Origin of the sequence: Caballeronia jiangsuensis, assembly GCF_046030135.1 — a bacterium.
GTDB classification, from domain to species: domain Bacteria; phylum Pseudomonadota; class Gammaproteobacteria; order Burkholderiales; family Burkholderiaceae; genus Caballeronia; species Caballeronia jiangsuensis.
In genome coordinates, this window is record NZ_JAQQDB010000002.1 from 114,465 (window position 1) to 137,679 (window position 23,215).

16 protein-coding genes are annotated in these 23,215 nt (G+C 64.4%); 9 read left to right on the top strand and 7 right to left on the bottom strand.

The features are described from left to right. The first annotated feature begins 53 nt into the window (after window positions 1–53). Entirely contained in the window at window positions 54–386 is a 333-nt protein-coding gene (locus PQR08_RS02425; RefSeq protein ID WP_250485565.1) for a DUF2322 family protein, read from the top strand. Window positions 387–431: 45 nt separating this feature from the next. On the opposite strand, the gene PQR08_RS02430 is transcribed toward PQR08_RS02425, so the two are convergent. Both PQR08_RS02430 and kdgD read right to left on the bottom strand, forming a co-directional pair. After that, window positions 432–1,784 carry an MFS transporter gene (locus PQR08_RS02430; RefSeq protein WP_250485716.1) on the bottom strand — a complete coding sequence of 451 codons (1,353 nt, stop codon included), beginning with the start codon at window positions 1,782–1,784 and terminating at the stop codon, window positions 432–434. A gap of 102 nt (window positions 1,785–1,886) precedes the next feature. Beyond that, a complete protein-coding gene (gene kdgD / locus PQR08_RS02435) occupies window positions 1,887–2,804 on the bottom strand; it encodes a 5-dehydro-4-deoxyglucarate dehydratase (RefSeq protein ID WP_250485564.1) in 918 nt (305 codons plus the stop codon). A 203-nt stretch (window positions 2,805–3,007) separates the two neighbouring features. Here kdgD and garD point away from each other — a divergent pair, with 203 nt between their 5' ends. Next, window positions 3,008–4,600: a galactarate dehydratase gene (gene garD, locus PQR08_RS02440; protein ID WP_250485563.1), complete on the top strand. Its 1,593-nt coding sequence runs from the start codon at window positions 3,008–3,010 to the stop codon at window positions 4,598–4,600. 54 nt (window positions 4,601–4,654) lie between these two features. On the opposite strand, the gene PQR08_RS02445 is transcribed toward garD, so the two are convergent. Together PQR08_RS02445 and PQR08_RS02450 are read right to left on the bottom strand one after the other, a co-directional pair. Next, the gene (locus PQR08_RS02445) at window positions 4,655–6,109 is read right to left on the bottom strand and encodes a tetratricopeptide repeat-containing glycosyltransferase family protein (RefSeq protein WP_250485562.1); all 1,455 of its coding nucleotides are present in this window, start codon (window positions 6,107–6,109) and stop codon (window positions 4,655–4,657) included. Window positions 6,110–6,546: 437 nt separating this feature from the next. Next, the gene (locus PQR08_RS02450) at window positions 6,547–8,076 is read right to left on the bottom strand and encodes a tetratricopeptide repeat-containing glycosyltransferase family protein (protein ID WP_250485561.1); all 1,530 of its coding nucleotides are present in this window, start codon (window positions 8,074–8,076) and stop codon (window positions 6,547–6,549) included. Window positions 8,077–8,285: 209 nt separating this feature from the next. Here PQR08_RS02450 and PQR08_RS02455 point away from each other — a divergent pair, with 209 nt between their 5' ends. Next, window positions 8,286–9,497, top strand: a complete 1,212-nt coding sequence (locus PQR08_RS02455; protein WP_408161037.1) for an MFS transporter — start codon at window positions 8,286–8,288, stop codon at window positions 9,495–9,497. 4 nt (window positions 9,498–9,501) lie between these two features. On the opposite strand, the gene PQR08_RS02460 is transcribed toward PQR08_RS02455, so the two are convergent. Next, window positions 9,502–10,296: an SDR family NAD(P)-dependent oxidoreductase gene (locus PQR08_RS02460; protein ID WP_250485559.1), complete on the bottom strand. Its 795-nt coding sequence runs from the start codon at window positions 10,294–10,296 to the stop codon at window positions 9,502–9,504. Window positions 10,297–10,410: 114 nt separating this feature from the next. Between PQR08_RS02460 and PQR08_RS02465 the strand changes: the two genes are divergently transcribed. Together PQR08_RS02465 and PQR08_RS02470 are read left to right on the top strand one after the other, a co-directional pair. Then, window positions 10,411–11,358, top strand: coding sequence for a GlxA family transcriptional regulator (locus PQR08_RS02465; protein ID WP_238288713.1), 948 nt, complete (start codon window positions 10,411–10,413; stop codon window positions 11,356–11,358). A gap of 40 nt (window positions 11,359–11,398) precedes the next feature. Then, the gene (locus PQR08_RS02470) at window positions 11,399–12,643 is read left to right on the top strand and encodes a Zn-dependent hydrolase (protein WP_250485558.1); all 1,245 of its coding nucleotides are present in this window, start codon (window positions 11,399–11,401) and stop codon (window positions 12,641–12,643) included. Here PQR08_RS02470 and PQR08_RS02475 read toward each other — a convergent pair. Then, complete coding sequence (locus tag PQR08_RS02475; protein WP_187603986.1) at window positions 12,624–13,187, bottom strand: RBBP9/YdeN family alpha/beta hydrolase; 564 nt, start codon at window positions 13,185–13,187, stop codon at window positions 12,624–12,626. The two genes, PQR08_RS02470 and PQR08_RS02475, sit on opposite strands and share 20 nt — an antisense overlap. Window positions 13,188–13,228: 41 nt before the next feature. After that, a complete protein-coding gene (locus tag PQR08_RS02480; protein WP_250485557.1) occupies window positions 13,229–13,987 on the bottom strand; it encodes a universal stress protein in 759 nt (252 codons plus the stop codon). 139 nt (window positions 13,988–14,126) lie between these two features. On the opposite strand from PQR08_RS02480, the gene PQR08_RS02485 reads away from it, so the two are divergent. The 4 genes from PQR08_RS02485 to PQR08_RS02500 all read left to right on the top strand — a co-directional run bounded on the left by PQR08_RS02485 (window position 14,127) and on the right by PQR08_RS02500 (window position 23,194). Next, window positions 14,127–16,799: a winged helix-turn-helix domain-containing protein gene (locus PQR08_RS02485; RefSeq protein ID WP_250485556.1), complete on the top strand. Its 2,673-nt coding sequence runs from the start codon at window positions 14,127–14,129 to the stop codon at window positions 16,797–16,799. Between the two features lie 140 nt (window positions 16,800–16,939). Continuing rightward, window positions 16,940–19,438 carry a glycogen/starch/alpha-glucan phosphorylase gene (locus PQR08_RS02490; protein WP_250485555.1) on the top strand — a complete coding sequence of 833 codons (2,499 nt, stop codon included), beginning with the start codon at window positions 16,940–16,942 and terminating at the stop codon, window positions 19,436–19,438. After that, window positions 19,422–21,518 carry a glycogen debranching protein GlgX gene (gene glgX / locus PQR08_RS02495; RefSeq protein WP_408161054.1) on the top strand — a complete coding sequence of 699 codons (2,097 nt, stop codon included), beginning with the start codon at window positions 19,422–19,424 and terminating at the stop codon, window positions 21,516–21,518. The genes PQR08_RS02490 and glgX overlap by 17 nt, the downstream gene beginning before the upstream one ends. A gap of 86 nt (window positions 21,519–21,604) precedes the next feature. Next, window positions 21,605–23,194 carry an aspartate:alanine exchanger family transporter gene (locus PQR08_RS02500; RefSeq protein ID WP_250485553.1) on the top strand — a complete coding sequence of 530 codons (1,590 nt, stop codon included), beginning with the start codon at window positions 21,605–21,607 and terminating at the stop codon, window positions 23,192–23,194. The last annotated feature ends 21 nt before the right edge of the window (window positions 23,195–23,215 follow it).

Genomic DNA, 23,215 nt, shown 5'->3' on the forward strand with positions numbered 1-23,215 from the left:
TCGGCTAAGATACTGCGCCCCGCATCATCAATTCACAACGTGGAGTGCTTTCCGTGATCCAGCCGAGCAGCGTATTCAAGGACAACCTGGCCCAGATGCCCGCCATCGATGGCATCGAGCGTATCGATCTGGTCGACGGCAAGGGCGAAGTGGCCGCGAGCATCGAAAACAAGCCGGGCAAGCAGGGCTCGCTCGCGGTCTACAACTATCTGAAGCAGACGTTCGGCACGCTCGACGCGAAGGCCGCGGAGCACGGTCTCGCGGTGTTCGCCGAACATACCGCCGATGCGCGCAATCGTCCGGGCGCGCATCCGAATGTCGATCGCCTGCTCGCGGTCGCCGATGGCGGCGAAGCGCTGCGTATCGACGTGGTTCAGGCGAAGTAAAAATCAGGCCCGTTCCGTCATCGACGGAGCGGGCCGTCACGCGAATCAGACGCGCAACTCGACGCGCTTGATGTCCTTCACGATCACGAGATAACTGAACACCGTGATCAGCGCATTGATGCCGACGAACGCCAGCGCGCCGTTGAACGAACCCGACTGCGCGACGAGATAGCCGATCACGATCGGCGTCACGATGCCCGCGACATTGCCGAACATATTGAAGATCGATCCCGAAAGCCCGATGGCTTCCTTCGGCGACGTATCCGCGACCACCGCCCAGCCCAGCGCGCCGATGCCCTTGCCGAAGAACGCGAGCGACATCAACGCGACCACGACCCAGTCCGTATCGACGTAATTGCAGCCGATGATGCACGACGACAGCAGCATGCCGCCGACGATCGGCGCCTTGCGAGCTAGCGTGAGCGAGCATCCGCGCCGGATGAGGCCATCGGAGATGACGCCGCCGAGCACGCCGCCCGTGAAGCCGCAGATGGCCGGCAGCGAGGCGACGAAGCCCGCCTGCAGGATCGTCATGTGGCGCGCCTGCACGAGATAGATCGGGAACCACGTCAGGAAGAAGTACGTGAGCACGTTGATGCAGTACTGCGCGAGATACACGCCGAGCAGCATGCGGTTCGTGAGCAACTGCTTCACGACCGGCCAGCCCACGCTGTTCGATGCCGCCGTCGATGCGCCGCCCGCGCGCTGATGGCCGCGCACGAGACCGCCGCCTTCCTCGATGTACTCCAGTTCCTGCCTGTTCACGCGCGGATGGTCCGCCGGGTTCTTCATCACGGAGAGCCACGTGAGCGCGAGCACCAGACCCGCGATGCCCATCACGATATACACCTGATGCCAGCCGAACGCGTGCGTGAGCCACGCCATCAGCGGCGTGAAGATGACCGCCGCGAAATACTGCGCGGAGTTGAAGATCGCCGATGCCGTGCCGCGTTCCTTCGTCGGGAACCAGCTCGCGACGACCTTCGCATTGGCCGGGAACGCGGGCGCTTCCGCCGCGCCCATCGCGAAACGCAGCACGAACAGCGCCGTCACGGCGGTCGCCGCGCTGCCGAGCAGGCCGATGGAGCTTTGCAGCAAGGTGAAGAGCGACCACAGGAAGATGCTCGCCGCGTACACGCGCCGCGCGCCGAAGCGATCGAGCAGCCAGCCCGCGGGCATTTGCGAGAGTACATACGCCCAACTGAAGGCCGAGAAGATGTAACCCATGCGGATCGCATCGAAACCGAATTCGGCGCGCATCGCCGAGCCGGTCACGGACAGCGTCGCGCGGTCCGCGTAGTTGAACGTCGTGATCACGAAGATCAGCAACAGAATGAGATAGCGCACGCGGGTGCGCTTCATGACGTCCGCGGGATTCGCGGTGCGGCTCAGCGACATGGACTTCCCCTTCATTTCGATCGTGCCGATGCACGGAGGGCCGCGTGTGCGGCCCTCATGTGCGAAGCGGTTTCCGCGCTTCGCGTGTCTCCTGCATGCCGCTTACTGCGCGCCGAGCTTCTTGATCAGCGCGTCGAGCTGTTCGAGCTCTTCTTCGGTCAGATCGGTCAGCGGCGCGCGCACCGGACCCGCGTCGTGGCCGACGAGCTTCGCGCCCGCCTTGACGATCGACACGGCATAACCCGCCTTGCGGTTGCGGATCTTCAGGTACGGCAGGAAGAAATCGTCGATCAGACGGCCGGTGGTCGCGTGGTCTTCGGCGGCGATCGCGCGGTAGAACTCCATCGCCGTCTTCGGGATGAAGTTGAACACCGCCGACGAGTACACCGGCACGCCCAGCGCCTTGTAGGCGGCTGCGTAGACTTCGGCCGTCGGCAGGCCGCCGAGGTACGAGAAACGCTCGCCGAGACGGCGGCGGATCGTCACCATGTTCTCGATTTCGCCGACGCCGTCCTTGAAGCCGATCAGGTTCGGGCAGCTATCCGCCAGTTGCTCCAGCATGTCGGCGTTGAGCTTCGAGTTCGCGCGGTTATAGATGATCACGCCCATGTTCGGCACGGCCTTGCACACTTCCTCGGCGTGCGCGCGGATGCCGTCCTGCGACGCTTCGGTCAGATAGTGCGGCATCAGCAGCACGCCTTGCGCGCCTTGCTTCTCGGCTTCCTGCGCGAACGCGATGGCCGTGCGGGTCGGGCCGCCCGCGCCCGCGAGGATCGGCACCTTGCCGCGGCACACTTCGGTGGCCGTCTTCACGATCTGCGAATATTCGGGTTGCGTCAGCGAGAAGAACTCGCCCGTGCCGCCCGCGACGAACAAGGCTGAAGCACCGTACGGAGCGAGCCATTCGAGGCGTTCCGCGTAGGTGTCCGCGCGGAAGTTGCCTTGCTGGTCGAAGTCCGTCACGGGGAAGGAGAGCAGGCCTTCGGAAACGATTTGCTTCAGTTCTTGCGGTGTCGTCATGATGTGAGTGTCTCGTTGGTCAGCGACCGGCGATTGCCGAGCTTATAGGTCATCGTACAACATGAGATGACATCGGACAACTGTTTTAAGCCAGTAGAATCAACGGATACGGGTAAATACTAGCCAAATGTGAACGGCTATGTTGTAGGATGACATAACTCCAGCCACAGCTACGCGGTGCGTACGCTCAAGGATTCGTCAGAATGAACCAGTCCCCTCTTTATATTCGCGTCCACCCGGACGACAACGTCGCGATCGTCGTCAATGACGGCGGGCTCGGCGAAGGCGCCACTTTCTCCGATGGCCTCGTGCTGCGCGAGCGCGTGCCGCAGGGCCACAAGGTCGCGCTGAAGGATCTCGCGGAAGGCGACGCGGTGATGCGCTACAACGTGGTGATCGGCTACGCGACCAAAGCGCTGCCGAAGGGAAGCTGGGTGAACGAGCACGTGACGCGCATGCCGGCGTCGCCCGAACTGCACGACCTGCCTATCGCGACGATCAAGGCGCCCGACGAGTCGCCACTGGAAGGCTTCACGTTCGAGGGTTATCGCAACGCGGACGGCTCGGTCGGCACGCGCAATATCCTCGCGATCACGACGACTGTGCAGTGCGTCGCCGATGTCGTGCAGCATGCGGTCACGCGCATCAAGGCCGAATTGCTGCCGCAATATCCGAATGTCGATGATGTCGTGAGCCTCGGCCATACCTACGGTTGCGGCGTGGCGATCGACGCCCCCGACGCGATGGTGCCGATCCGCACCGTGCGCAACATCGCGCTGAACCCGAACTTCGGCGGCGAAGTGATGATGGTGAGTCTCGGCTGCGAGAAACTGCAGCCCGAGCGCCTGATGCCGCCGGGCACCATTCCGATCGCGGCTGCATCGGCGCAGATTGAAGACGTGGCCGATATCGGCGACAACACGCATGACGACAACGGCGGCGCGGTCGTGCTGCAGGACGAGGCGCACGTCGGCTTCGGCTCGATGATCGATTCGATCATGCGCATGGCCGACACGCATCTGAGGCGGCTGAACAATCGCCGTCGCGAGACGTGTCCGGCTGCGGATCTCGTCGTTGGCGTGCAGTGCGGCGGCAGCGATGCGTTCTCCGGTCTGACGGCGAATCCGGCTGTCGGCTTCGCGACCGATCTCATCGTGCGCGCGGGCGGGACGGTGATGTTCTCGGAAGTCACGGAAGTGCGCGATGGCGTCGCGCAACTCACGGCGCGCGCGGCGAACGGCGAAGTGGCGCAGGCGATCATTCGCGAGATGCAGTGGTACGACGATTATCTGAAGCGCGGCGGCGCGGACCGCAGCGCGAACACGACGCCGGGCAACAAGAAGGGTGGGCTGTCGAACATCGTCGAGAAGGCGATGGGGTCCATCGTCAAGTCGGGCAGCTCGGCCATTTCAGGCGTGCTGTCGCCGGGCGAGAAGGTGAAGCAGAAGGGTTTGATTTACGCGTCGACGCCCGCGAGCGATTTCATCTGCGGCACGCTGCAACTGGCGTCGGGCATCAATCTGCATGTGTTCACGACGGGGCGCGGCACACCTTATAGCCTCGCGGAAGTGCCGGTGCTCAAGGTCGCGACGCGTTCGGATCTCGCGCGCCGCTGGCACGATCTGATGGACGTGAACGCGGGCACCATCGCGACGGGCGAAGCGACCATCGCCGATGTGGGCTGGGAGTTGTTCAGGTTGATGCTGGATGTCGCGAGCGGGAAGAAGCAGACGAAGGCCGAGGCGCTCAAGCTGCATAACGCGCTCGTGCTGTTCAATCCGGCGCCGGTGACGTGATTATCGGAGCACGCGTCGCAGCGATGGTCGGCCTGGCGTCCCGTCGAGGCCGATTCACCGCATGCGCTCCAACTCGTTAACAACGCGCTCAAGAACCTCATTCCAGTTCCCGCGTTCCTTCTGCGTGAAGATGCGCACGCTCGGATACCACGGACTGTCGTCGCGGTTGCGCAGCCATCGCCAGCAGCCGGCGAAGCGATTTAGCAGCCACACCGGCTTGCCCATCGCAGCGGCGAGATGAACGACGGATGTGTCGACCGAGATGACGAGATCGAGACTTGCGATGAGCGCGGCCGTGTCGGCAAAGTCCTTCATTTCGTCCATCCAGTCGATGACCTTTGCGCGTTGCTCAGGCTTGAGGCGCTTCTCGTCGTTCTCCGGCTTTTGCAGGCTCACCCAGCACGCATGAGGCCAGTCGATGAGTGGACTCAGTTGGTCCGGGGGAATGCTTCTCCATTGATCGTAAGCCAGCTCCGAGTGTCCGCCCGCCCATACGAGTCCGATGCGGGGCAACGATGGGCATCCGAGCTTTTTCAAACGAGGTATGAATCGCTGCGTGGCGCGTGGCTCCGCCGACAAATAGGGAATCGTCGCGGGTATGGTTTTGAGATCAGTTCGGAAAGCCATGGGCATCGACATAAGCGGGATGTGCCGATCCCACTCCCAGAAGTCCTTCGGTACCTCTTCGTACAAAACCAGATTTGACCAGCGCGTACCCAGCGACTGAGCGAGCAACCGGTGCAACGGCCGAGGACAGGCGAATCCGACTCTGGCGAATCGCTCCAGGACCATCGGAAGGTAGCGACAGAACTGCAATGTGTCGCCTAACCCTTGCTCGGGAGTCACGAGCAGATGCTGACCGCTGCTATTCTCGAACGTTCCTTCCCACTGTCGAATGGGTATCGCCGGTTTCGAGGTCATATACTGCCCCGACGGAAGCATCGTGAGTGACCAGCGATGCTCGAAGTGAGGCCACGCTTCTTCGAAGCGACCCGCAACCAGCAAGCCGTAGCCCAGAGCTGCGCCCCTTGCGGGAATATTTGGATCGAGCCTTACAGCATGTTCAAGATGTTCGATTGCCGCGTCGACCTGATCCAGAATTCGCAGGATGCATGCGAGGTGTTGGTGCGCGGCGCCATGATCGGGCGTCATGCTGATCACGTTCCGAAACGCTTCCGCCGCTTCTTCGTAGTCTTGAGTGTGCCGCAGCGCTTGTCCCAGAGAATCGAACAGCGCCGATACTGTCATCGGCGTCGTTTCTTCGGTGGACAAAGCAAACCCCGCGCGCGCCTCCGTTGCGGCGCGTTCGAATTCGCCGCAGCTTAAGAGTGCGAAAGACAGGGCCATATAAGACTCAGGACTGGGGAGGATGTGCGTGAGTTCCTCAAAACATGTCTTGGCTTCTCCGTCGCGCTTCAACTCGTGCGCGATCATCCCTTTAAGCAGTAGTGCGAGGCCGCGCTCCTCGATACCGATGCACTGTGCGACGCACAAGTCGACGTGCGCCATTGCCACTTGCCACGATTTCTTCTGAACCGCGTCAACAGACCGCATGTAGTGGCCGCGACTATCTTCACTGAAACAATCTAAAACGCTCATACATTGACAAGTCGCGGGGTGATATGGAGTCGCGACATCGCGCGCCGGATACCGCGAATTTTAGGCAATATTCACGAAGTAAGTGTGGTAAACAGCCGCAATGCATCCGAAATTCAGTGTTGCGCCGCTTCCCTCTGTCAGTGAACCAAGTTGCAGCTCGCCGCTTGGCACGATGGAGCCGATCCAGCCAATGACATCCCGCCCCACCTCGTCCGAACTATCCTCGGCGCTCTGGCTTCGACATAGAAGTTCAGCGGTTGTAAAGCCGTTCGCCGCGGTTCCGCGTCATCTGGCGGGGAATCGCGGCGAAAGAAAGAACTGCCCGACTTGCTGAAGCTTGCGATGGTTTAACTGTCGAGACCTCCCCGAAAATCCCGGCGCTTCAACTCATTTAAGACTTGCTCAAGAACCTCACTCCAGTTCCCGCGTTCCTTTTGCGTGAAAATACGCATCGTCGGATACCACGGACTGTCGTCGCGGTTGCGCAGCCATCGCCAGCAGCCGGCGAAGCGATTCAGGAGCCACACCGGTTTGCCCATCGCAGCGGCGAGATGAGCGACGGATGTGTCGACCGAGATGACGAGATCGAGACTTGCGATGAGCGCGGCCGTGTCGGCGAAGTCCTTCATTTCGTCCATCCAGTCGATGACCTTTGCGCGTTGCTCAGGCTTGAGACGCTTCTCGTCGTTCTCCGGCTTTTGCAGGCTCACCCAGCACGCGTGAGGCCAGTCGATGAGCGGATTCAGTTGCTCCGGGGGAATACTTCTCCATTGATCGACACCCAGGCCCGCGTGTCCGCCCGCCCATACCAGTCCGATCCGAGGCAACGATGGGCATCCGAGCTTTTTCAAACGAGGTATGAATCGCTGCGTGGCGCGTGGCTCCGCCGACAAATAGGGAAGCGTCGCGGGTATGGTTTCCAGGTTGGTCCGGAACGCCATGGGCATCGACATCAGCAGAATATACGAATCCCACTCCCAGAATTCCTTCGGTTCGTCGTCGAGCAAGATGAGGTTAGGCCAGTGTCTACCCAGCGAGTGTGCGAGCAACCGCCGCAATGGCTTCGGGCATACGAAGCCTACCTTGGCGAACCGTTTCAATACCATTGGAAGGTAGCGACAAAACTGCAATGTGTCGCCGAGACCTTGCTCGGCAACCACGAGCAAGTGCTGATCGCTGGTATTGTCGAACGTTCCCTCCCACCGTCGAATGGGCAGAGCCGGTCTTGATGTCATGCGCTGCCTTGACGTGGATAGCAAGCTTACCCAACGATGCTCGAAATGAGGCCACGCTTCTACGAATCGACTTGCCGACAATAACGCATAGGCCAGATTCGACCGCTTCATGAGATCATTTGGATTAAGGTTCAGCGCTTGCTCATAGTGTTCGATTGCCGCGTCAATCTGATCGTGAAAGTGCAGGATGTATCCAAGGTTGTGGTGCGCGGCGCTATGCCCGGGCATCAAGCTGATCACCTGCCGATACGCCTCGGCCGCTTCTTCATACTTTCGATCGTGCCGCAGCGCGTCGCCCAAGTTATTGAACAGCAATGTTGCTTCCGCAGGGGATATCTGCCCGGTCGACAATGCGAGGCCCGCACGCGCCTGCGTCGCGGCGCGTTCGAATTCGCCACAGCGTCTGAGTGCTTCGGACAAGAGTGAATAAGACGTGGGACTTGGGAGGATCTGCGTGGCTTCCTCGAAGCATACCGCCGCTTCCGCGTTGCGCTTCATCTCCCGCGCGATGATTCCCTTGAGCAATAAGGCCTGACAGCGCTCTTCAATTTCGATGCAGTGCGAAAGGCACGCTTCCACGTGCGCCATCGCAGAATCCCACGCTTTTTTCTGGTATGCCTCGACGGAGCGTGTGTAGTGCATACGACTATGTTCATTGAAACGATCTAGAACGCTCATACATTGACAAGTCGCGGGGGTGATCTGGAGTCGCGACATCGCGCGCCGGGTACCGCGAATTTTAGGCAATATTCACGAAGTAAGTGTGGTAAACAGCCGCAATGCATCCGAAATTCAGTGTTGCGCCGCTTCCCTCTGTCCGTGAATCAGGATGCATCTCGCCGCATGGCACGATGGAGCCGATCCAGCCAATGACATCCCGCCCCACCTCGTCCCGACCATCCCCCATCCCTCGCACAATCTGGGCGCTCGGCTTCGTCAGCCTGTTCATGGATCTGTCGTCCGAACTTGTGCACGCTTTGCTGCCGATCTACCTCGTCACGACCATGGGGATGAGCGTCGCCGCGCTCGGCGCGCTCGAAGGCGCAGCCGAAGCGACCGCGATGATCGTCAAGGTCTTCTCCGGATCGTTGAGCGACTGGCTCGGACGCCGCAAGGAACTGCTGCTTTTCGGCTACGGTCTCGCCGCATTGACGAAGCCGCTGTTCCCGCTCGCCGATACCCCCGCGATGGTCGTGACGGCACGTCTCATCGACCGTTTCGGCAAGGGCATACGTGGCGCGCCGCGCGATGCGCTCGTCGCGGATATCGCGCCGCCGGAGATTCGCGGCGCGTGCTTCGGTCTGCGGCAATCGATGGACACGATCGGCGCGTTCGCCGGACCGCTCGCCGCCATCGTGCTGATGCTGGCGTTCTCCGATCACATCCGCACGGTGCTGTGGTTCGCGACGGTGCCGGCGTTCATCGCCATCGTCATCATTCTGTTCGGTGTTCGCGAGCCTGACAGTACGCACGTGAAAGGCGCATTCCGCACGCCGCTGCACTGGCGGTCGATGCGCGAATTTTCCGGGCGCTACTGGTATGTCGTCGGCATCGGCGCGACGTTCACGCTCGCGCGTTTCAGCGAAGCGTTTCTGGTGCTGCGCGCCCAGCAAACCGGACTCGACATCGCCTGGATTCCCGGCGTGATGGTGGTGATGAGCCTCACCTATTCGCTGAGCGCGTATCCCGCAGGCGTGTTGTCGGACCGCTGGGACCGGCGCGCGCTGCTCGCGTGCGGCCTCGTTCTCCTGATCGCAGCCGATGTGCTGCTCGGCGCGGGATCATCGATGCTCACGCTGTTCGCGGGCGTCGCCGTGTGGGGACTTCACATGGGCTTCACGCAGGGCATTCTCGCGGCGATGGTCGCCGAATCCGCGCCGCCGTCGCTGCGCGGCACCGCATTCGGCGTGTTCAATCTCGCGAGCGGCGTCTGCATGCTGCTGTCGAGCGCGATCGCGGGCTGGCTCTGGGATCGCAGCGGCGCGCCGGCGACGTTCTTCGCCGGCGCCGCCATCGCCGTGATACCGCTCGTCATGTGCGTGCTCGCGCCGCGCTCGGAATGACGCGTCAGGCGGCGTAACGCGCAGCCGGTGTGTCCGTGGACAACTCGGGCGCCATCGCCTGCCGCGCGGCTTCATACGCATCCCACTTCGCGCCGTCGTGCAGCGATGGAATCGTCACGAACTCGCCGCGATCGAAGCCGACGAGCGCCGCATCGACCATATCGCCCGCGGACATGACGATCGCCTTGTCGAGATTCTCCAGCGGCAGGCCGCCCGTTTCCCAGAAGTCGGTGGCCGTCGCGCCCGGCAGCACCGCCTGAACGTGCACGCCCTTGTCCGCCAGTTCGCGCTTCAGCGACTGGCTGAACGCGAGCACGAAAGCCTTGGTGCCGCCGTACACGCCGTTGAGAATCTCCGGCGCAATGCTGACGATCGACGCGATATTGATGACCGCGCCCTTGCCGCGCGCAACGAAGCCGGGCACCGCCGCATAAGTGAGGCGCGTGAGCGCGGTCACGTTCAGATCGATCATGCGCGTCATCGCGTCGACGTCGCTGTCGAGCAAAGGCGTATGCGTGCCGATGCCCGCGTTGTTCACGAGCAGCGTGATGCTCGCGTCTTCCTTCAGCTTCGCTTCGACGGCGGCGAGGGCGTTGCGGTCGTTCAGATCGGCATCGAGAATCTCGACGCTGCGGCGCGTCTCGTTCGTGATTCGCCCGGCGAGCGTCGCGAGGCGATCGCGATTGCGGGCGACCAGAATGAGGTCGTAGCCGCGCCGCGCGAGGCGTTCCGCATAAACCGCGCCGATGCCGGAAGACGCGCCCGTGACGAGGGCCGTGCCGAGGTGTGTCTGCGTCATGATTTCACTCCGTCAGAAAACTGGTTGGATTGCGTGGGTGAATTCTGAGCCCGTTTGACGGTGGCGCAAATGACGTATAAGGTATGGATTCAGGACATCGGACGGACAACGGACATGCATCGCGTCGGCTATTTGTTGAGCGAAGGCTTTCAGGTGATGGCGCTCGCGTCGCAATCGGTGTTCGAGTACGCGAACATCACCGCGGGCGAAGCGTTCTACCGCATCGAAAATCATTCGATCACAGGCGGCGAAGTGCGCTCGTCGCTCGGCATGAAGATCGACACAAGGCCGGTCAGCCCGCGCATCGCCGTGGACACGTGGATCGCGGCGGGCGTCAACGACCCGCTCGACACGCCGACGCCCGCCGACATGCTCGCGTTCCTGCGCCGGTCGGCCGGGCGCGCGCGGCGCATCGCGGGCATCTGCACGGGCGGCTTCGTGCTGGCGGAAGCGGGTCTGCTCGCGAACCGGCGCGCGACCACGCACTGGGCCTACGCGCGCGAGATGCAGCAGCGTTTTCCGGATGTGCGCGTGGAGGAAGATCGCATCTTCATCGTCGATGGTCCGGTCTGGACCTCGGCGGGCATGACGGCCGGCCTCGATCTCGCGCTCGCGATGGTCGAAAAGGATCTCGGCGCGGAGATCGCGCGCTCGGTCGCGCACAAGCTCGTGATGCATCAGCGGCGCGCGGGTGGCCAGTCGCAGCATTCGGAGATGCTGGATCTCGCGCCGAAGTCGGATCGAATCCAGAACGCGCTGAACTTCGCCCGCAAGAACCTCAACCGGCCTTTGACGGTCGAGGAACTGGCTGGCGAGGCGCATTTGAGCCCGCGTCAGTTCAGCCGCGTGTTCGCGCTGGAGACGGGGCAGTCGCCGGCGAAGGCGGTCGAGGGCTTACGGCTGGAAGCGGCGCGCCTCCTGATCGAAAAGAGCCGCCATTCGCTCGAAACGATTGCGCAGGAAACGGGTTTCAGGGACCGGCGGCACATGCGCGAGGCGTTCATGCGCGGCTTCGGCGTGCCGCCGCAGGAAGTGCGGCGCGAGGCGCGGACGGAGGGCTGATGCGCCGCTTTTACAGGCACTGCAACGTCGAGGACAAACCGTGTTGAAGATCGACCCCGAGCGCCTGCTAGGCGACCTCAAACATCTGCGCACGTTCGGCGCGACGGGACCGGGCGTCGTGCGCCTGTCGCTGTCGCCGGTCGATATGACTGCGCGCCGCTGGCTCGCCGGCCGCATGAGCGACGCGGGCCTCGACGCATCGATCGACGGCGTCGGCACCGTGTTCGGCCGCTCGCGCAACGCGGGTCCGGCGCTGCTGATCGGCTCGCACACCGACACGCAGCCGACGGGCGGCTGGCTCGACGGCGCGCTCGGCGTCGTCTACGGTCTGGAGATCGCACGCGGGCTCGCCGAATGTGACGAGACGCGCCATTTCGCGGTGGACGTCGCATCGTGGATCGACGAGGAAGGCACGTTCTCGGGCTTTCTCGGCAGCCGCAGTTTCGTCGGCGAAAACGTCGATGAAGCCGTGCGCGGCGCGCGCAATCGCGATGGCCTGCTGCTCGGCGATGCGCTCGAGCAAGCGGGACTCGCGCAAGCCGCGCGCGTGCGCATCGATAAGACTCGGCACAAGGCGTATCTGGAGCCGCATATCGAGCAGGGCGGGCGCCTGGAGGCGCACGGCAAGTCGATAGGCGTGGTGACGACGATCGTCGGCATACGTGAGCTGAAGCTGCATTTCACCGGCCAGCGCAATCACGCCGGCACGACGCCGATGTCGATTCGCCGCGATGCGGGCGCGGCGCTCGTCGCGTTCATCGCGCGCATGGACGAAGCGTTCCGCCAGCTCGCCGATGCCGATACCGTGTGGACGGTCGGGCGCATCGAGCTCGATCCGGGTTCGTTCAGCGTGGTGCCGGGCGCGGCGGACCTCTATCTGCAATTCCGCGACGCCAGCGCCGCGCGTCTGCACGCGATGGAAGCCGCGCTCGCCGCGCTGATCCGCGACTTCAACGTCGAAGGCCGGGCGAGCGTCGTCACGACGGACAGCGAGCCGCCCGAAGAACCGGTGACGATGGACACCGCATTGCAGACGCATCTCGCGAACGCGGCCGAAGCGCTCGCGCCGGGCCAGTGGGAGCGCATGCCGAGCGGCGCGTCACACGATGCGCAGGTCATCGCGCATCATGTGCCGGCGTGCATGCTGTTCGTGCCGAGCATCGGCGGCGTCAGTCACGACTTCATCGAAGATACGGCCGAGGCGCATATCGTGCTCGGTTGCGAAGTGGCGGCGCGGGCCGCGGCGGACATTCTGCGGGACCTGCTCAGCCGATCTCCGCGATGAACCGCTCGGCATCGCGCCATACGCCGAATCCCGACGCCGGGTTCATGTGCCCGACCTTGCCGAGATCGACGAGCCGCGCGCCCCAGTCGCGCGCCATGCCTTCGACGCGCTCGAAACGCGCCAGAGGATCGTCCTGGCTCGCCGCGACGACGCACGGAAACGGCAGGCGCTCGCGCGGACTCGGAAGCCATCCGTTCGCACGAAGCTCATCGAGCGTCGGATAGCCTTCGGGCAGCGGCGCATCGAAATCGGGCGGCGTGACGAAGAGCGCGCCCTGAATCTCGCGCCGCTGGCGCTGCGCCCAGTGCACCGTGATCATCACGCCTGCGCTGTGCGCGACGAGCACGACCGGCCCCGTGATATGCGACAACTCCGCGTCGAGCGCGGCGACGCGCGCGCTGCGATCGAGCTTGTCGCGTTGCAGCGGCGGCACGGTGCGCACGTTCGGATGCGCCTTCGCGAAATGCGTCTGCCAGTGATCCTCGACGTGATCGCGCAGGCCGGGAACCATGAGAATCGTCGGCGCGTTCGGTGATGCGTTCATGCGATGAATATCCTTGTCGGTCACGAAAGTGGTGCTGCGTTTCAGCGCGCGTTTTCTGCGAGCGCGCTCCAGTCTTCGTCGCGCAGATAACGGCGCGCAGCGGGCAGCACGACGCCTTCGATGCGTCCCATGCGTTCCCACGCGAACTGCGCGCACGCATGCAGGGTGTGGTCGACGGGCTCGTCGTTCATGATGGATTTCGCGACGCGCGCGAGCATGTCGGCTTCGCGCCCGGCGAGGCGTGTGAGTTCGTCCAGTTCGGCATCGAGCGACGATGTCCGCTCGCGCAATGCCATCGTGAGCGCGTGCTCTTCGCCATGTGCTTCGCGAAGACGTTCGATGATGCGTGCATCGGGCCGCGCCGTGCGCAGCGCATCGTCGTAAGCATCCGAGCGCGTGCGATGCACGTCGAGCAATGCGCCGAGCGCTTTCGCGACCATCGGGCGCGCGTCGCGCGGGCACACGAGCACGGCGACGCCGGGCACGGGCGGCACCGCGCCGCCGTGCGCGATACACACGAGGTCGTATTCGCGTGCAGATTGCCCGCCGCCGCCTTCGGACGTCGCGCCGCCGAGCGCCGCCAGCACCGACGCCGGCACGCCCTGCGCGCGGGCCGCGGCTTCGGCGCGGGCCAGCAGCGAAGCAGCTTGCCGATGCTGCGCCGCATCGTCGTTTGCGCCCGCCTGCGGGCAAAAGAACGTGATGCGGGCGCCGAGCGATCGCGCGAGCTCGGCCGCATGGCCGATCGCCTCGACGCACGCGTCGCTGCGTTCGATGGGCACGAGCAGATGTCGGTACATGGTGAATCCTTCGGCTTGCGGTTGCACTGATGAATGCATCGTAGTGCGGGCATCGCTCGCGCGCCCCTCCCGTGTCGGGAGGGGGCTTGACGCGTGTGCGCCATCCGAACCATGCTAGGCTGATCACAAAAATTATCCGATGCCCACCGACTCCCCATCCACCGAACTCGTATTGAAGACCATGGCGCCGCGCGCGCCGTCGGGCCTGCTCGCGCGTGCGCGCCTGAACGCGGAAAGCGCCCGCAGCCAGATCGTGCTCGTGCAGGCGGGCGCGGGGTACGGCAAGACCTCGCTGCTCGCGCAATGGCGGCGCGAGTTTCTGGCGCGCGGCGCGGCCGTCGCATGGCTGCTCGCCGACGACCGCGACGACGCCGAACGCTTTCTGCGCGCGCTCGTCCACGCGATCCGCACGGGCTGCGCGCGTCCCGGCTTCGGGCGGCTCATCGCCGAAGGCGCGGGCGCGCCCGGCCCGTTCGATCTCGCCACCGCCTGGCTCGCCGAGCTCGCACAGTTGTCGCTCGATGTCGTGCTGATCGTCGATGAAGCGGACCGGCTGCCCGCCTCGGGCGCGCGCATGCTCGATTACGTGATGCACAACGCGCCGCAGAATCTGCGCATCGTGGCGGCGGGGCGGCAGGGGCTCGACAAACCGGCGGCGGAATTGCTCGCATACGGGCAGGCGGAACTCATCGGTCCGGAGGCGCTGCGCTTTCGCGTCGACGACACCATCGCGCTCGTCACGCAGCGTTTCGGCGCGCGCGTGGATGCCGATGCCTGCGCGCGCCTCTTCGAAATCACCGATGGCTGGCCGCTCGGCCTGCAACTCGCGCTCACCGCGATGGCGCGCGCCCAGGACCCGCGCGCGGCGCTCGACAACCTCGCGGCGGGGCCGCGCGGCTTGCGCGAGCCGCTTGTCGCGGCGCTGCTCAGCGAACTGTCATCGGACGACGAGCGCTTTCTGGTCGAGATCAGCATCGTGGACGTGCTGCATCCCGAGCTGTGCGCCGAACTGACCGACGCCGCCGATGCGCCGCAGCGCCTCGCGCGCCTCGTGCGCGATACGCCCGTCTTCGTCACGGCGGAGGAAAGCGACTGGTGCCGTCTGCATCCGCTCGCGCGCGATGTGCTTCAGACACGGCTCGGCGCGCTCGCGGACGACGAGCGCGCGGCGCTGCACCGGCGCGCGGCGCGCTGGCTCGGCGCGCGCGGCATGCTCGAACAGGCGGCGCGTCACGCGCATGCGGCGGGCGAGCGCGAGCACGCCTACGAACTCGCGGAGCGCTCGCTGCACGATGCCGTGAAGCAGGGCCAGCTCGGCACCGTGCTCGACTGGCTGGAGCGCCTGCCGGAAGACGAGCTGGAACAGCGCCCGCGCCTGTGCCTCGCCGTCGCGTGGGCGCTCGCGCTGGGCGAACGTCATCGCGAGGCGGAGCGGCAGGTGCAGCGCGTGCTCGCATCGCCCGGCGCCGACGATGCCCTGCGCTACGAATGCGCGCTGATCACGAGCGCGGCCGCCTGGTACGCCGACGATCCCGACCGTTTCGTGGCGATCTTCGAGCCGTGGGCGCAAAGGCCGCCCGCCAAGGATTCGTGGCTCTCGCAGGCGCACGCGAACCGACTCGCCGCGCGCGCGATGCTGCTCGGCGAACCCGCGCAGGCGCGCAGGCTCCAGCAGGCCGTGACGCGCGCGCAGATCGGCAAGGGACTCGGCTATGTCGTGCGCTGGGGCGATCACATGGTCGGCCTGACGTGGCTGCAGGAAGGGCAGGTGAAGCTCGCCGAAAGCGTGCTGCTGCCCGCGCTCGCGAGCGCCGAAGAGGATCTCGGCCGGCGTCATCCGCTGACGTGCATGTTCGCGGCGACGTGCGCGTCGATCGCCTACGAGGACGACCGCATCGACGAGGCCGGCGCGCTGCTCGCCAATCGCCTCGACGTGCTCGAACACGCGGCGATGCCGGAGACGGTGATGCTCGCGTATCGCACGGCGGCGCGCATCGCGGCCTTGCGCGGCGACGAGCATCGCGCGCTCGATCTGCTCGAAATGCTTCACGCGATGGGCGTCGCGCGCAACCTGCCGCGTTTGTGCGCGACGAGCCTTGCCGAGCAGGTGAGCGCGCATGCGGGCCGCTACCGCGCACAGACCTGCGACGCGCTGGTCGAGCGCATCGATGCGATCGTCGATGAACATGCGCCCGCGCGCGGACCGATCTGGCGCCGCTCGATGCACATGCTCCAGTCGATGGCGCACGGCGGCGCGGCGCTCGCGCGTCAGGACTGGCAGGCCGCGCTCGAACCGCTCGCGCAGGCCGAGCAGATCGCCGCGACGATGAAGCTCGGCCGCCAGCGCATCGAACTGATGGCCTTGCGCGCGTTCGCGCAGGAACGCGCGAGCGGCGACGGACACGCGCCGTTTCTCGAAGCGTTGAACCTCGCGCGCACGTATCACCTCGGGCGCGTGCTGATCGACGCGCACCCGGCGCTCGCCGACTGGGCGCGCCGCCTGAGCGAAGCCGGCGACATGAATCCGGGCGAGCGGCCGGTCGTGCCGCCGCATGTCGTGCGCGTGCCGCCGCGCTCCGGGGAGGGCGGCCCGCGCGCGTTGCCGAGCGTGATCCTCACGCCGAAAGAGCGCGAGATACTCGAACTGCTCGCGCGCAATCTGAGCAACAAGGAAATCGCGCTGGCGGCGGCGGTCGGCGAAGGCACCGTCAAGTGGCATCTGAAGAATCTCTTTGGCAAGCTCGACGCGAGTTCGCGCAAGCATGCGGTGCGTCGCGCCCTCGCGCTCGGGCTGCTGGAAGGCGTGCAGTAGCGCTTGCGCGGCGCGTCGATTGCGCAAATGGAAACAATGGGACGTTCGACGCCTGAGGATGCAACGGACGTGCGCCGCTTGTAATCCCCGCCGCCTAACATATTCTTGCTCAGTGTGATGACCCGAACCGGGGAGCGACCATGAGCGATGTACCCGCATTCGATGCAGGCGCGAACGTCAGAGCCGCCGCGAGCGACGTACCCGGCTATGCGTTCCAGCATGACGTCGTGAGGAATCTCATCTGCCGTCAGGCGCGCTATCCCGACATCGCGACGCAGCAGGACTGGTACATGGCGCTCGCCTACAGCGTGCGGGACCGGATGCTCGCGCGCTGGGCCGCGTCGATGAAGACCTATGCGGCGAAGGACATCAAGGTCGCCTGCTATCTTTCGGCGGAATTCCTGATCGGCCCGCAACTCGGCAATAACCTGCTCAATCTCGACATGGAAGCCGAAGCGCGCGAAGCGATGCACGCGCTCGGCCACGATCTCGACAGTCTGCTCGCCATCGAAGAAGAACCGGGGCTCGGCAACGGCGGCCTCGGACGGCTTGCCGCGTGCTATCTGGACTCGCTCGCGACGCTGCAGATTCCCGCAATCGGCTACGGCATACGCTACGAGTTCGGCATCTTCGATCAGGAGATCCGCGACGGCTGGCAGGCCGAAACCACCGACAAGTGGCTGCAAAAAGGCAATCCGTGGGAAATCGTGCGCCCCGATGTCAGCTACTACGTTTCCTTCGCCGGACACACGGAAAGCGAAACGGATGCCGATGGCCGGCTGCGCGTGCGCTGGATTCCGAGGCGGCAGGTAAAGGGCGTCGCGTGCGACATGCCGATGCAGGGTTATCGCGTCGATACCTGCAACATCCTGCGCCTGTGGAAGAGCGAGGCGGTCGAGTCGTTCGACTTTCAGGACTTCAACGCGGGCGAATACTACGAGGCCGTGGAGGAAAAGGTCATCTCGGAGACGCTCTCGAAAGTGCTTTATCCGAACGATGAGCCCGAAGCCGGCAAGCGCCTGCGTCTCGCCCAGCAGTACTTTTTCGTCTCATGCTCGCTTCAGGACATGCTGCGCATGATGGATGCGAAGGGCACGTCGATCGACCGTTTCGCGGACCTTTTCGCCGCGCAGCTCAACGATACACATCCTTCCGTCGCGGTGGCGGAGCTGATGCGTCTGCTCATCGACGAGCGTGGACTTTCATGGGATGCCGCGTGGGACATCACGCGGCGCACGCTTGCTTATACGAATCACACGCTTCTTCCCGAAGCGCTCGAAACATGGGGCTTGCCGCTCTTTCAGAGCCTGTTGCCGCGTCCGCTCGAAATCATCTACGAAATCAATCGCCGCTTTCTCGACGATGTGCGCCGCAAGTATCCCGGCGACGATGCGCGCGTCAAGCGCATGTCGCTGATCGACGAAACCGGCGACAAGAAAGTGCGCATGGCGAATCTCGCGACGGTCGGCAGTCATGCGGTCAACGGTGTCGCGGCGCTGCATTCGGACTTGCTGAAGCAGACCGTGCTGCGCGATTTCGCCGACATGTTCCCGGAGCATTTCCTTAACGTGACGAACGGCGTCACGCCGCGCCGCTTTCTGATGCTGAGCAATCCGGGGCTCGCGCGTCTGCTCGACAAGACCATCGGCGATGGCTGGCGCAGCGATCTCGCACGTCTCGATGCGCTCGCGGCCCACGCCGACGATGCCGCCTTCCAGGAAGCATGGCGCGCGATACGGCGCGACAACAAGACCGCGCTCGCGGCGCGCATCCGGACCTCGACCGGCATCGACGTCGATCCGGCTGCGCTTTTCGATATCCAGGTGAAACGCATTCACGAATACAAGCGTCAGCATCTGAATGCGCTGTACATCATCACGCTGTATAGACGCCTGTGCCGTAATCCGGATTCCGATGCGGCCTCGCGCTGCTTCATCTTCGGCGGAAAGGCCGCGCCGGGCTATGCGATGGCGAAGCTCATCATCCGCTTGATCAACGGCATCGCGGAAGTCGTGAACAACGATGCGAGCATCAGAGGCCGCATGAAAGTGGTCTTTTATCCGGACTTCAACGTGAAGAACGGGCACTGGATCTATCCCGCCGCGGACCTCTCCGAGCAGATATCGACGGCGGGCAAGGAAGCATCGGGCACCGGCAACATGAAGTTCATGATCAACGGCGCGCTGACGATCGGCACATTGGACGGCGCGAACGTGGAGATTCGCGAGGAAGCGGGCGCGGAGAACTTCTTCCTCTTCGGCCTCACCGCGCAACAAGTGGACGAGTTGAAACGCACCGGATATCGCCCCACGGATTACGCGCAACAGAACGACGACTTGCGCGATGCGCTCGATCAGATCGCGCAAGGCCGCTTCTCGCGCGGCGACAGGGAGATGTTCCGCCCGCTGCTCGATAACCTGCTGCAACACGATCCCTTCCTCGTGCTCCCCGATTTCGCCGATTACGTCGCGTGTCAGGACCGCGTGAGCGAAGCATGGCGCGACGCGCGGCAATGGACACGCATGTCGATCATGAATACGGCGCGCTCGGGCAAGTTCTCGTCGGACCGCGCGATCGGCGAGTATTGCGAGCGCATCTGGAAGACGCGTCCCGTGAGGATCGATCTTGCCCAGTCCTGACGCGCACGCCCAGGAAAGCTATCGCACGCAGCCGGGCTCGCGCTTTCCGCTCGGCGCCACGGTCGTGCCGGGCGGCGTGAACTTCTGCGCGTTCTGCCGGCGCGCGACGCGTGTGGAACTGCTGCTGTACGCATCGGAGGAGAGCGCCGAGCCGTTTCAGGTCGTCGCGCTGACGAGCGAGGCGAACCGCACGTATCTCTTCTGGCATGTGTTCGTCGAGGATCTTCCGTTGCGCTGCTGCTATACGTGGCGCGCATATGGCCCGCTCGGCGTGCCGCAGATGAGCGACGAACACGCGAGCCGCAAGGAACTGCTCGATCCGCACGCGCGCGGCGTGAGCGACCGCTTCTATCGCCGTCAGCATGCCGCCGATGCGCACGCGGCCGGTCACGCATCGCTCAGGGGCATCGTCACGGCGCCGCTCGACCGCGCCGACGACGACATCGAGATCCGCACGCTCGACGACGCGATCATCTACGAGCTGCATGTGGGCGGCTTCACGCGGCATCCGTCGAGCGGCGTGCGCCATCCCGGCACGTTCGCGGGTCTCATTGAGAAAATCCCTTATCTGAAGGCGCTCGGCGTCACGCACGTCGAACTGTTGCCGGTGATGGCCTTCGATGAACAGGACATTCCGCCGTTCGCCGCGGCCCGTGGCCTTTCCAACTACTGGGGCTACAGCACGCACAGCTTCTACAGCCCGCATCCGCGCTATTGCGTGGAGCCCGCGCGAGCGCCGCAGGAGTTCCGCGAATTCGTCGATGCCTTGCACGCGGCGGGCATTCGCGTATTGCTCGATGTCGTGTTCAATCACACGTCCGAGGCGGGCAAGAACGGACCGGTGATCCATTTCAAGGTCTTCGCCAACGAGGCGTTCTATCAGATCGATTCGAACGATGCGCGGCTTTATCGCGACTACACCGGCTGCGGCAATACGCTCAACTGCAATCATCCGCTGGTGTCGGCGTTCATCATGCGCTGCCTCGAATACTGGGTTCGCGAGCTCGATGTCGATGGATTCCGCTTCGATCTCGCGAGCGTATTCGTGCGCGGCGAGCACGGCGAATTGTTGCGCACGCCACCTTTACCGTGGGCGATGGAGGCATCGCCGGTGCTCGCGCGCGTGCCGTTGATCGCGGAAGCATGGGACGCGGGCGGTCTCTATCACGTCGGCTCGTTTCCGGGCATGACGTGGGCCGAATGGAACGGGCGTTACCGCGATGTGATCCGGCGTTTCGTGCGCGGCGATCCGGGCATCGTGGGCGAGGTGTGCACGTGCATCGCGGGCAGCGCGGACCTCTATCAGAACGATGGCCGGCTGCCTGCGAACAGCATCAACTTCGTGACCTGTCACGATGGCTTCACGCTGAGCGATCTCGTCAGCTACGAGGCGAAGCATAACGAGGCGAATGGCGAGGACAACCGCGACGGCAGCAACGACAATCTGTCGTGGAATTGCGGCGCGGAAGGCGAGACCGACGACCCGGCGATCATCGGCATGCGGCTTCGACAGGCGCGCAACTTCATGGCGATTCTGCTCCTGAGCCAGGGCGTGCCGATGCTCCTCGCCGGCGACGAAATCCTGCGCACCCAGCGCGGCAACAACAACGCGTTCTGTCAGGACAACGCGCTCTCGTGGATCGACTGGCAACTCTCCGGCGACGCCCTCGACATGCTGCGCTTCGTGCGCGAGATGATCGCGCTGCGCAAGCGTCACGCGAGTCTGCGCCGCCGGCGTTTTCTGACGGGGCAGCCGTCGAACGGGCAGACGCACGCCGATGTAGCATGGCATGGCGAACGGCTCGATGCGCCCGCGTGGCACGATCCCGGCGCGCGCCTCGTGGCGTTCACGCTCGCGGGCCAGACGGCGGGCGAGCCGATGCTGCACATCGTCTTCAACATGAACGACGACGCCCGTGATATTGCTCTTCCTGTGGTCGATAGCGGAAGCTGGCGGCGTATCGTGGACACGGCAGCGCAAGCACCGGGGGATATCGTTGCCGATGTCGAAAGGGCATCGATCGAACGCGCTGCATGCCGTGTCGGCGCGCGCAGCGTCGTCGTGCTCGAATCGCGTTGATGTAAGGTGTTGCTGGACTGCGCGGAGTAAAGCGCCTTTAATGTTCGTGTACTGCTGAGTTGCTTTGTCCACCCACAGGAGGCGGCATGGATGCAGTCAGGGCCTTTCTCGAGAATCAGTCGCTGTTCGCGCTCTTCCTGACGATCGCGCTGGGGTATCTGATCGGCGAGATCAATATCAAGGGCGTGGCGCTCGGTTCCGGCGCGGTGCTGTTCGTCGGGCTCGCGATCGGCGCATTTGCGCCGAAGTCCGCGCCGCCGCCCTTGCTCGGCACACTCGGGCTGCTGCTGTTTCTCTATGGCATCGGCATTCAATACGGCGCGCAGTTCTTTCGCGGGCTCACCAGCCGCGATGGCGTGAAGGCGAACCTGGCCGCATGCATCGGCGTGGTCGTCTCGGGGCTGGTCGCCTGCGGCCTCATTCACTTCGGCATCTCGCTCGCCGATGCGCTCGGCATGTTCGCCGGCAGCGGCACCAGCACGGCGAGTTTGCAGGTCGCGATCGCATCGATGAAAAGCAACGATGCCGCCGTGGCCTACAGCATCTCGTATCCGTTCGGCGTCGCCGGTCCGATCCTCTTCATTTACCTGCTCAACGTCACGCTGAAGGTAAAGATCCAGAAACCGCCGGCGAAGCTGATCGAAACGGCGGAGATCGCGCTGAGAAACGCGAGCCTCTTCGGTCTGAAGCTCTCGGAGCTTGCGAGCCGCCTGCCTTCCGGCGTGGTGATCGCCGCGGTGCGGCGCGCGCATCACAATCAGTTGCCCACGGCCGACTTCACGCTGCGCGCCGACGACGTGCTCCTCGCGACCGCCACCGACCGGCGTCTGCTCGACGAAGCCACCGCGCTGTGCGGCGAATTGCAGCCGGGACGCATGGCGAGCCATCGCGAAGACCTCGACTACATGCGCGTGTTCGCGTCGAATCCGGCGGTCGTCGGCATGGCGCTCGGCGATATCCGCTTCCCCGACGGCGTGAACTGCGCGGTCGCGCACGTGCGCCGCGGCGACGCCGACATGGTCTCGACGCCCGATCTGATCCTCGAAGCGGGCGACCGGGTCGGCCTGCTCGTCAATCGTGCGCATCAGGCGACGATGCGCACGTTCTTCGGCGATTCGATCAAGGGCACGGCCGACCTGAGCTTCATCTGCCTCGGGATCGGCGCGGCGCTCGGCCTGCTCGTCGGCGCGATTCCGCTGCCGGTTCCCGGCATCGGCGCGTTCAGCCTCGGGCTCGCCGCATTGCTGCTGGTCGCGCTGTGTCTCGGCAAGGCGCGGCGCAACGGGCCGTTCGTCTGGGTGATGCCGCTGTCGGCGAATCTCGTGCTGCGCAACCTCGGCCTCACGATCTTCCTCGCGCAAGTGGGCATCTCCTGCGGGCCGAAGTTCGTCGCGACCGTGGCCACGGCCGGGCCGATCCTGCTGGTCTACGGTGTGATCACGCTGCTGGTTCTCGTGAGCGTCACGGCGGCGTGCTGCCTGTGGATCTTCAAGCTGCCCTTCGATACGTCGATCGGCGTGATCTGCGGCGCGACCGGCAATCCGGCGATCCTCGCGTTCGCCAATCGCGTCGCGCCGACGGATCAGCCCGACATCATGTACGCGATGATTTTCCCGTCGATGACCATCGTCAAAGTGCTTTTCGTGCAGATTGCCATATCGCTTGCCGCGGGTTAGACCTTGCGTCACCATGCCATC

Excerpts from the sequence above, each read along its gene's own strand:
- PQR08_RS02430 (WP_250485716.1), bottom strand. The coding sequence starts at position 1,784 with ATGTCGCTGAGCCGCACCGCGAATCCCGCGGACGTCATGAAGCGCACC.
- kdgD (WP_250485564.1), bottom strand. The coding sequence starts at position 2,804 with ATGACGACACCGCAAGAACTGAAGCAAATCGTTTCCGAAGGCCTGCTC.
- garD (WP_250485563.1), top strand. The coding sequence starts at position 3,008 with ATGAACCAGTCCCCTCTTTATATTCGCGTCCACCCGGACGACAACGTC.
- PQR08_RS02445 (WP_250485562.1), bottom strand. The coding sequence starts at position 6,109 with ATGGCGCACGTCGACTTGTGCGTCGCACAGTGCATCGGTATCGAGGAG.
- PQR08_RS02450 (WP_250485561.1), bottom strand. The coding sequence starts at position 8,076 with ATGCACTACACACGCTCCGTCGAGGCATACCAGAAAAAAGCGTGGGAT.
- PQR08_RS02455 (WP_408161037.1), top strand. The coding sequence starts at position 8,286 with ATGGAGCCGATCCAGCCAATGACATCCCGCCCCACCTCGTCCCGACCA.
- PQR08_RS02460 (WP_250485559.1), bottom strand. The coding sequence starts at position 10,296 with ATGACGCAGACACACCTCGGCACGGCCCTCGTCACGGGCGCGTCTTCC.
- PQR08_RS02465 (WP_238288713.1), top strand. The coding sequence starts at position 10,411 with ATGCATCGCGTCGGCTATTTGTTGAGCGAAGGCTTTCAGGTGATGGCG.
- PQR08_RS02475 (WP_187603986.1), bottom strand. The coding sequence starts at position 13,187 with ATGAACGCATCACCGAACGCGCCGACGATTCTCATGGTTCCCGGCCTG.
- PQR08_RS02480 (WP_250485557.1), bottom strand. The coding sequence starts at position 13,987 with ATGTACCGACATCTGCTCGTGCCCATCGAACGCAGCGACGCGTGCGTC.
- PQR08_RS02485 (WP_250485556.1), top strand. The coding sequence starts at position 14,127 with ATGCCCACCGACTCCCCATCCACCGAACTCGTATTGAAGACCATGGCG.
- PQR08_RS02490 (WP_250485555.1), top strand. The coding sequence starts at position 16,940 with ATGAGCGATGTACCCGCATTCGATGCAGGCGCGAACGTCAGAGCCGCC.
- PQR08_RS02500 (WP_250485553.1), top strand. The coding sequence starts at position 21,605 with ATGGATGCAGTCAGGGCCTTTCTCGAGAATCAGTCGCTGTTCGCGCTC.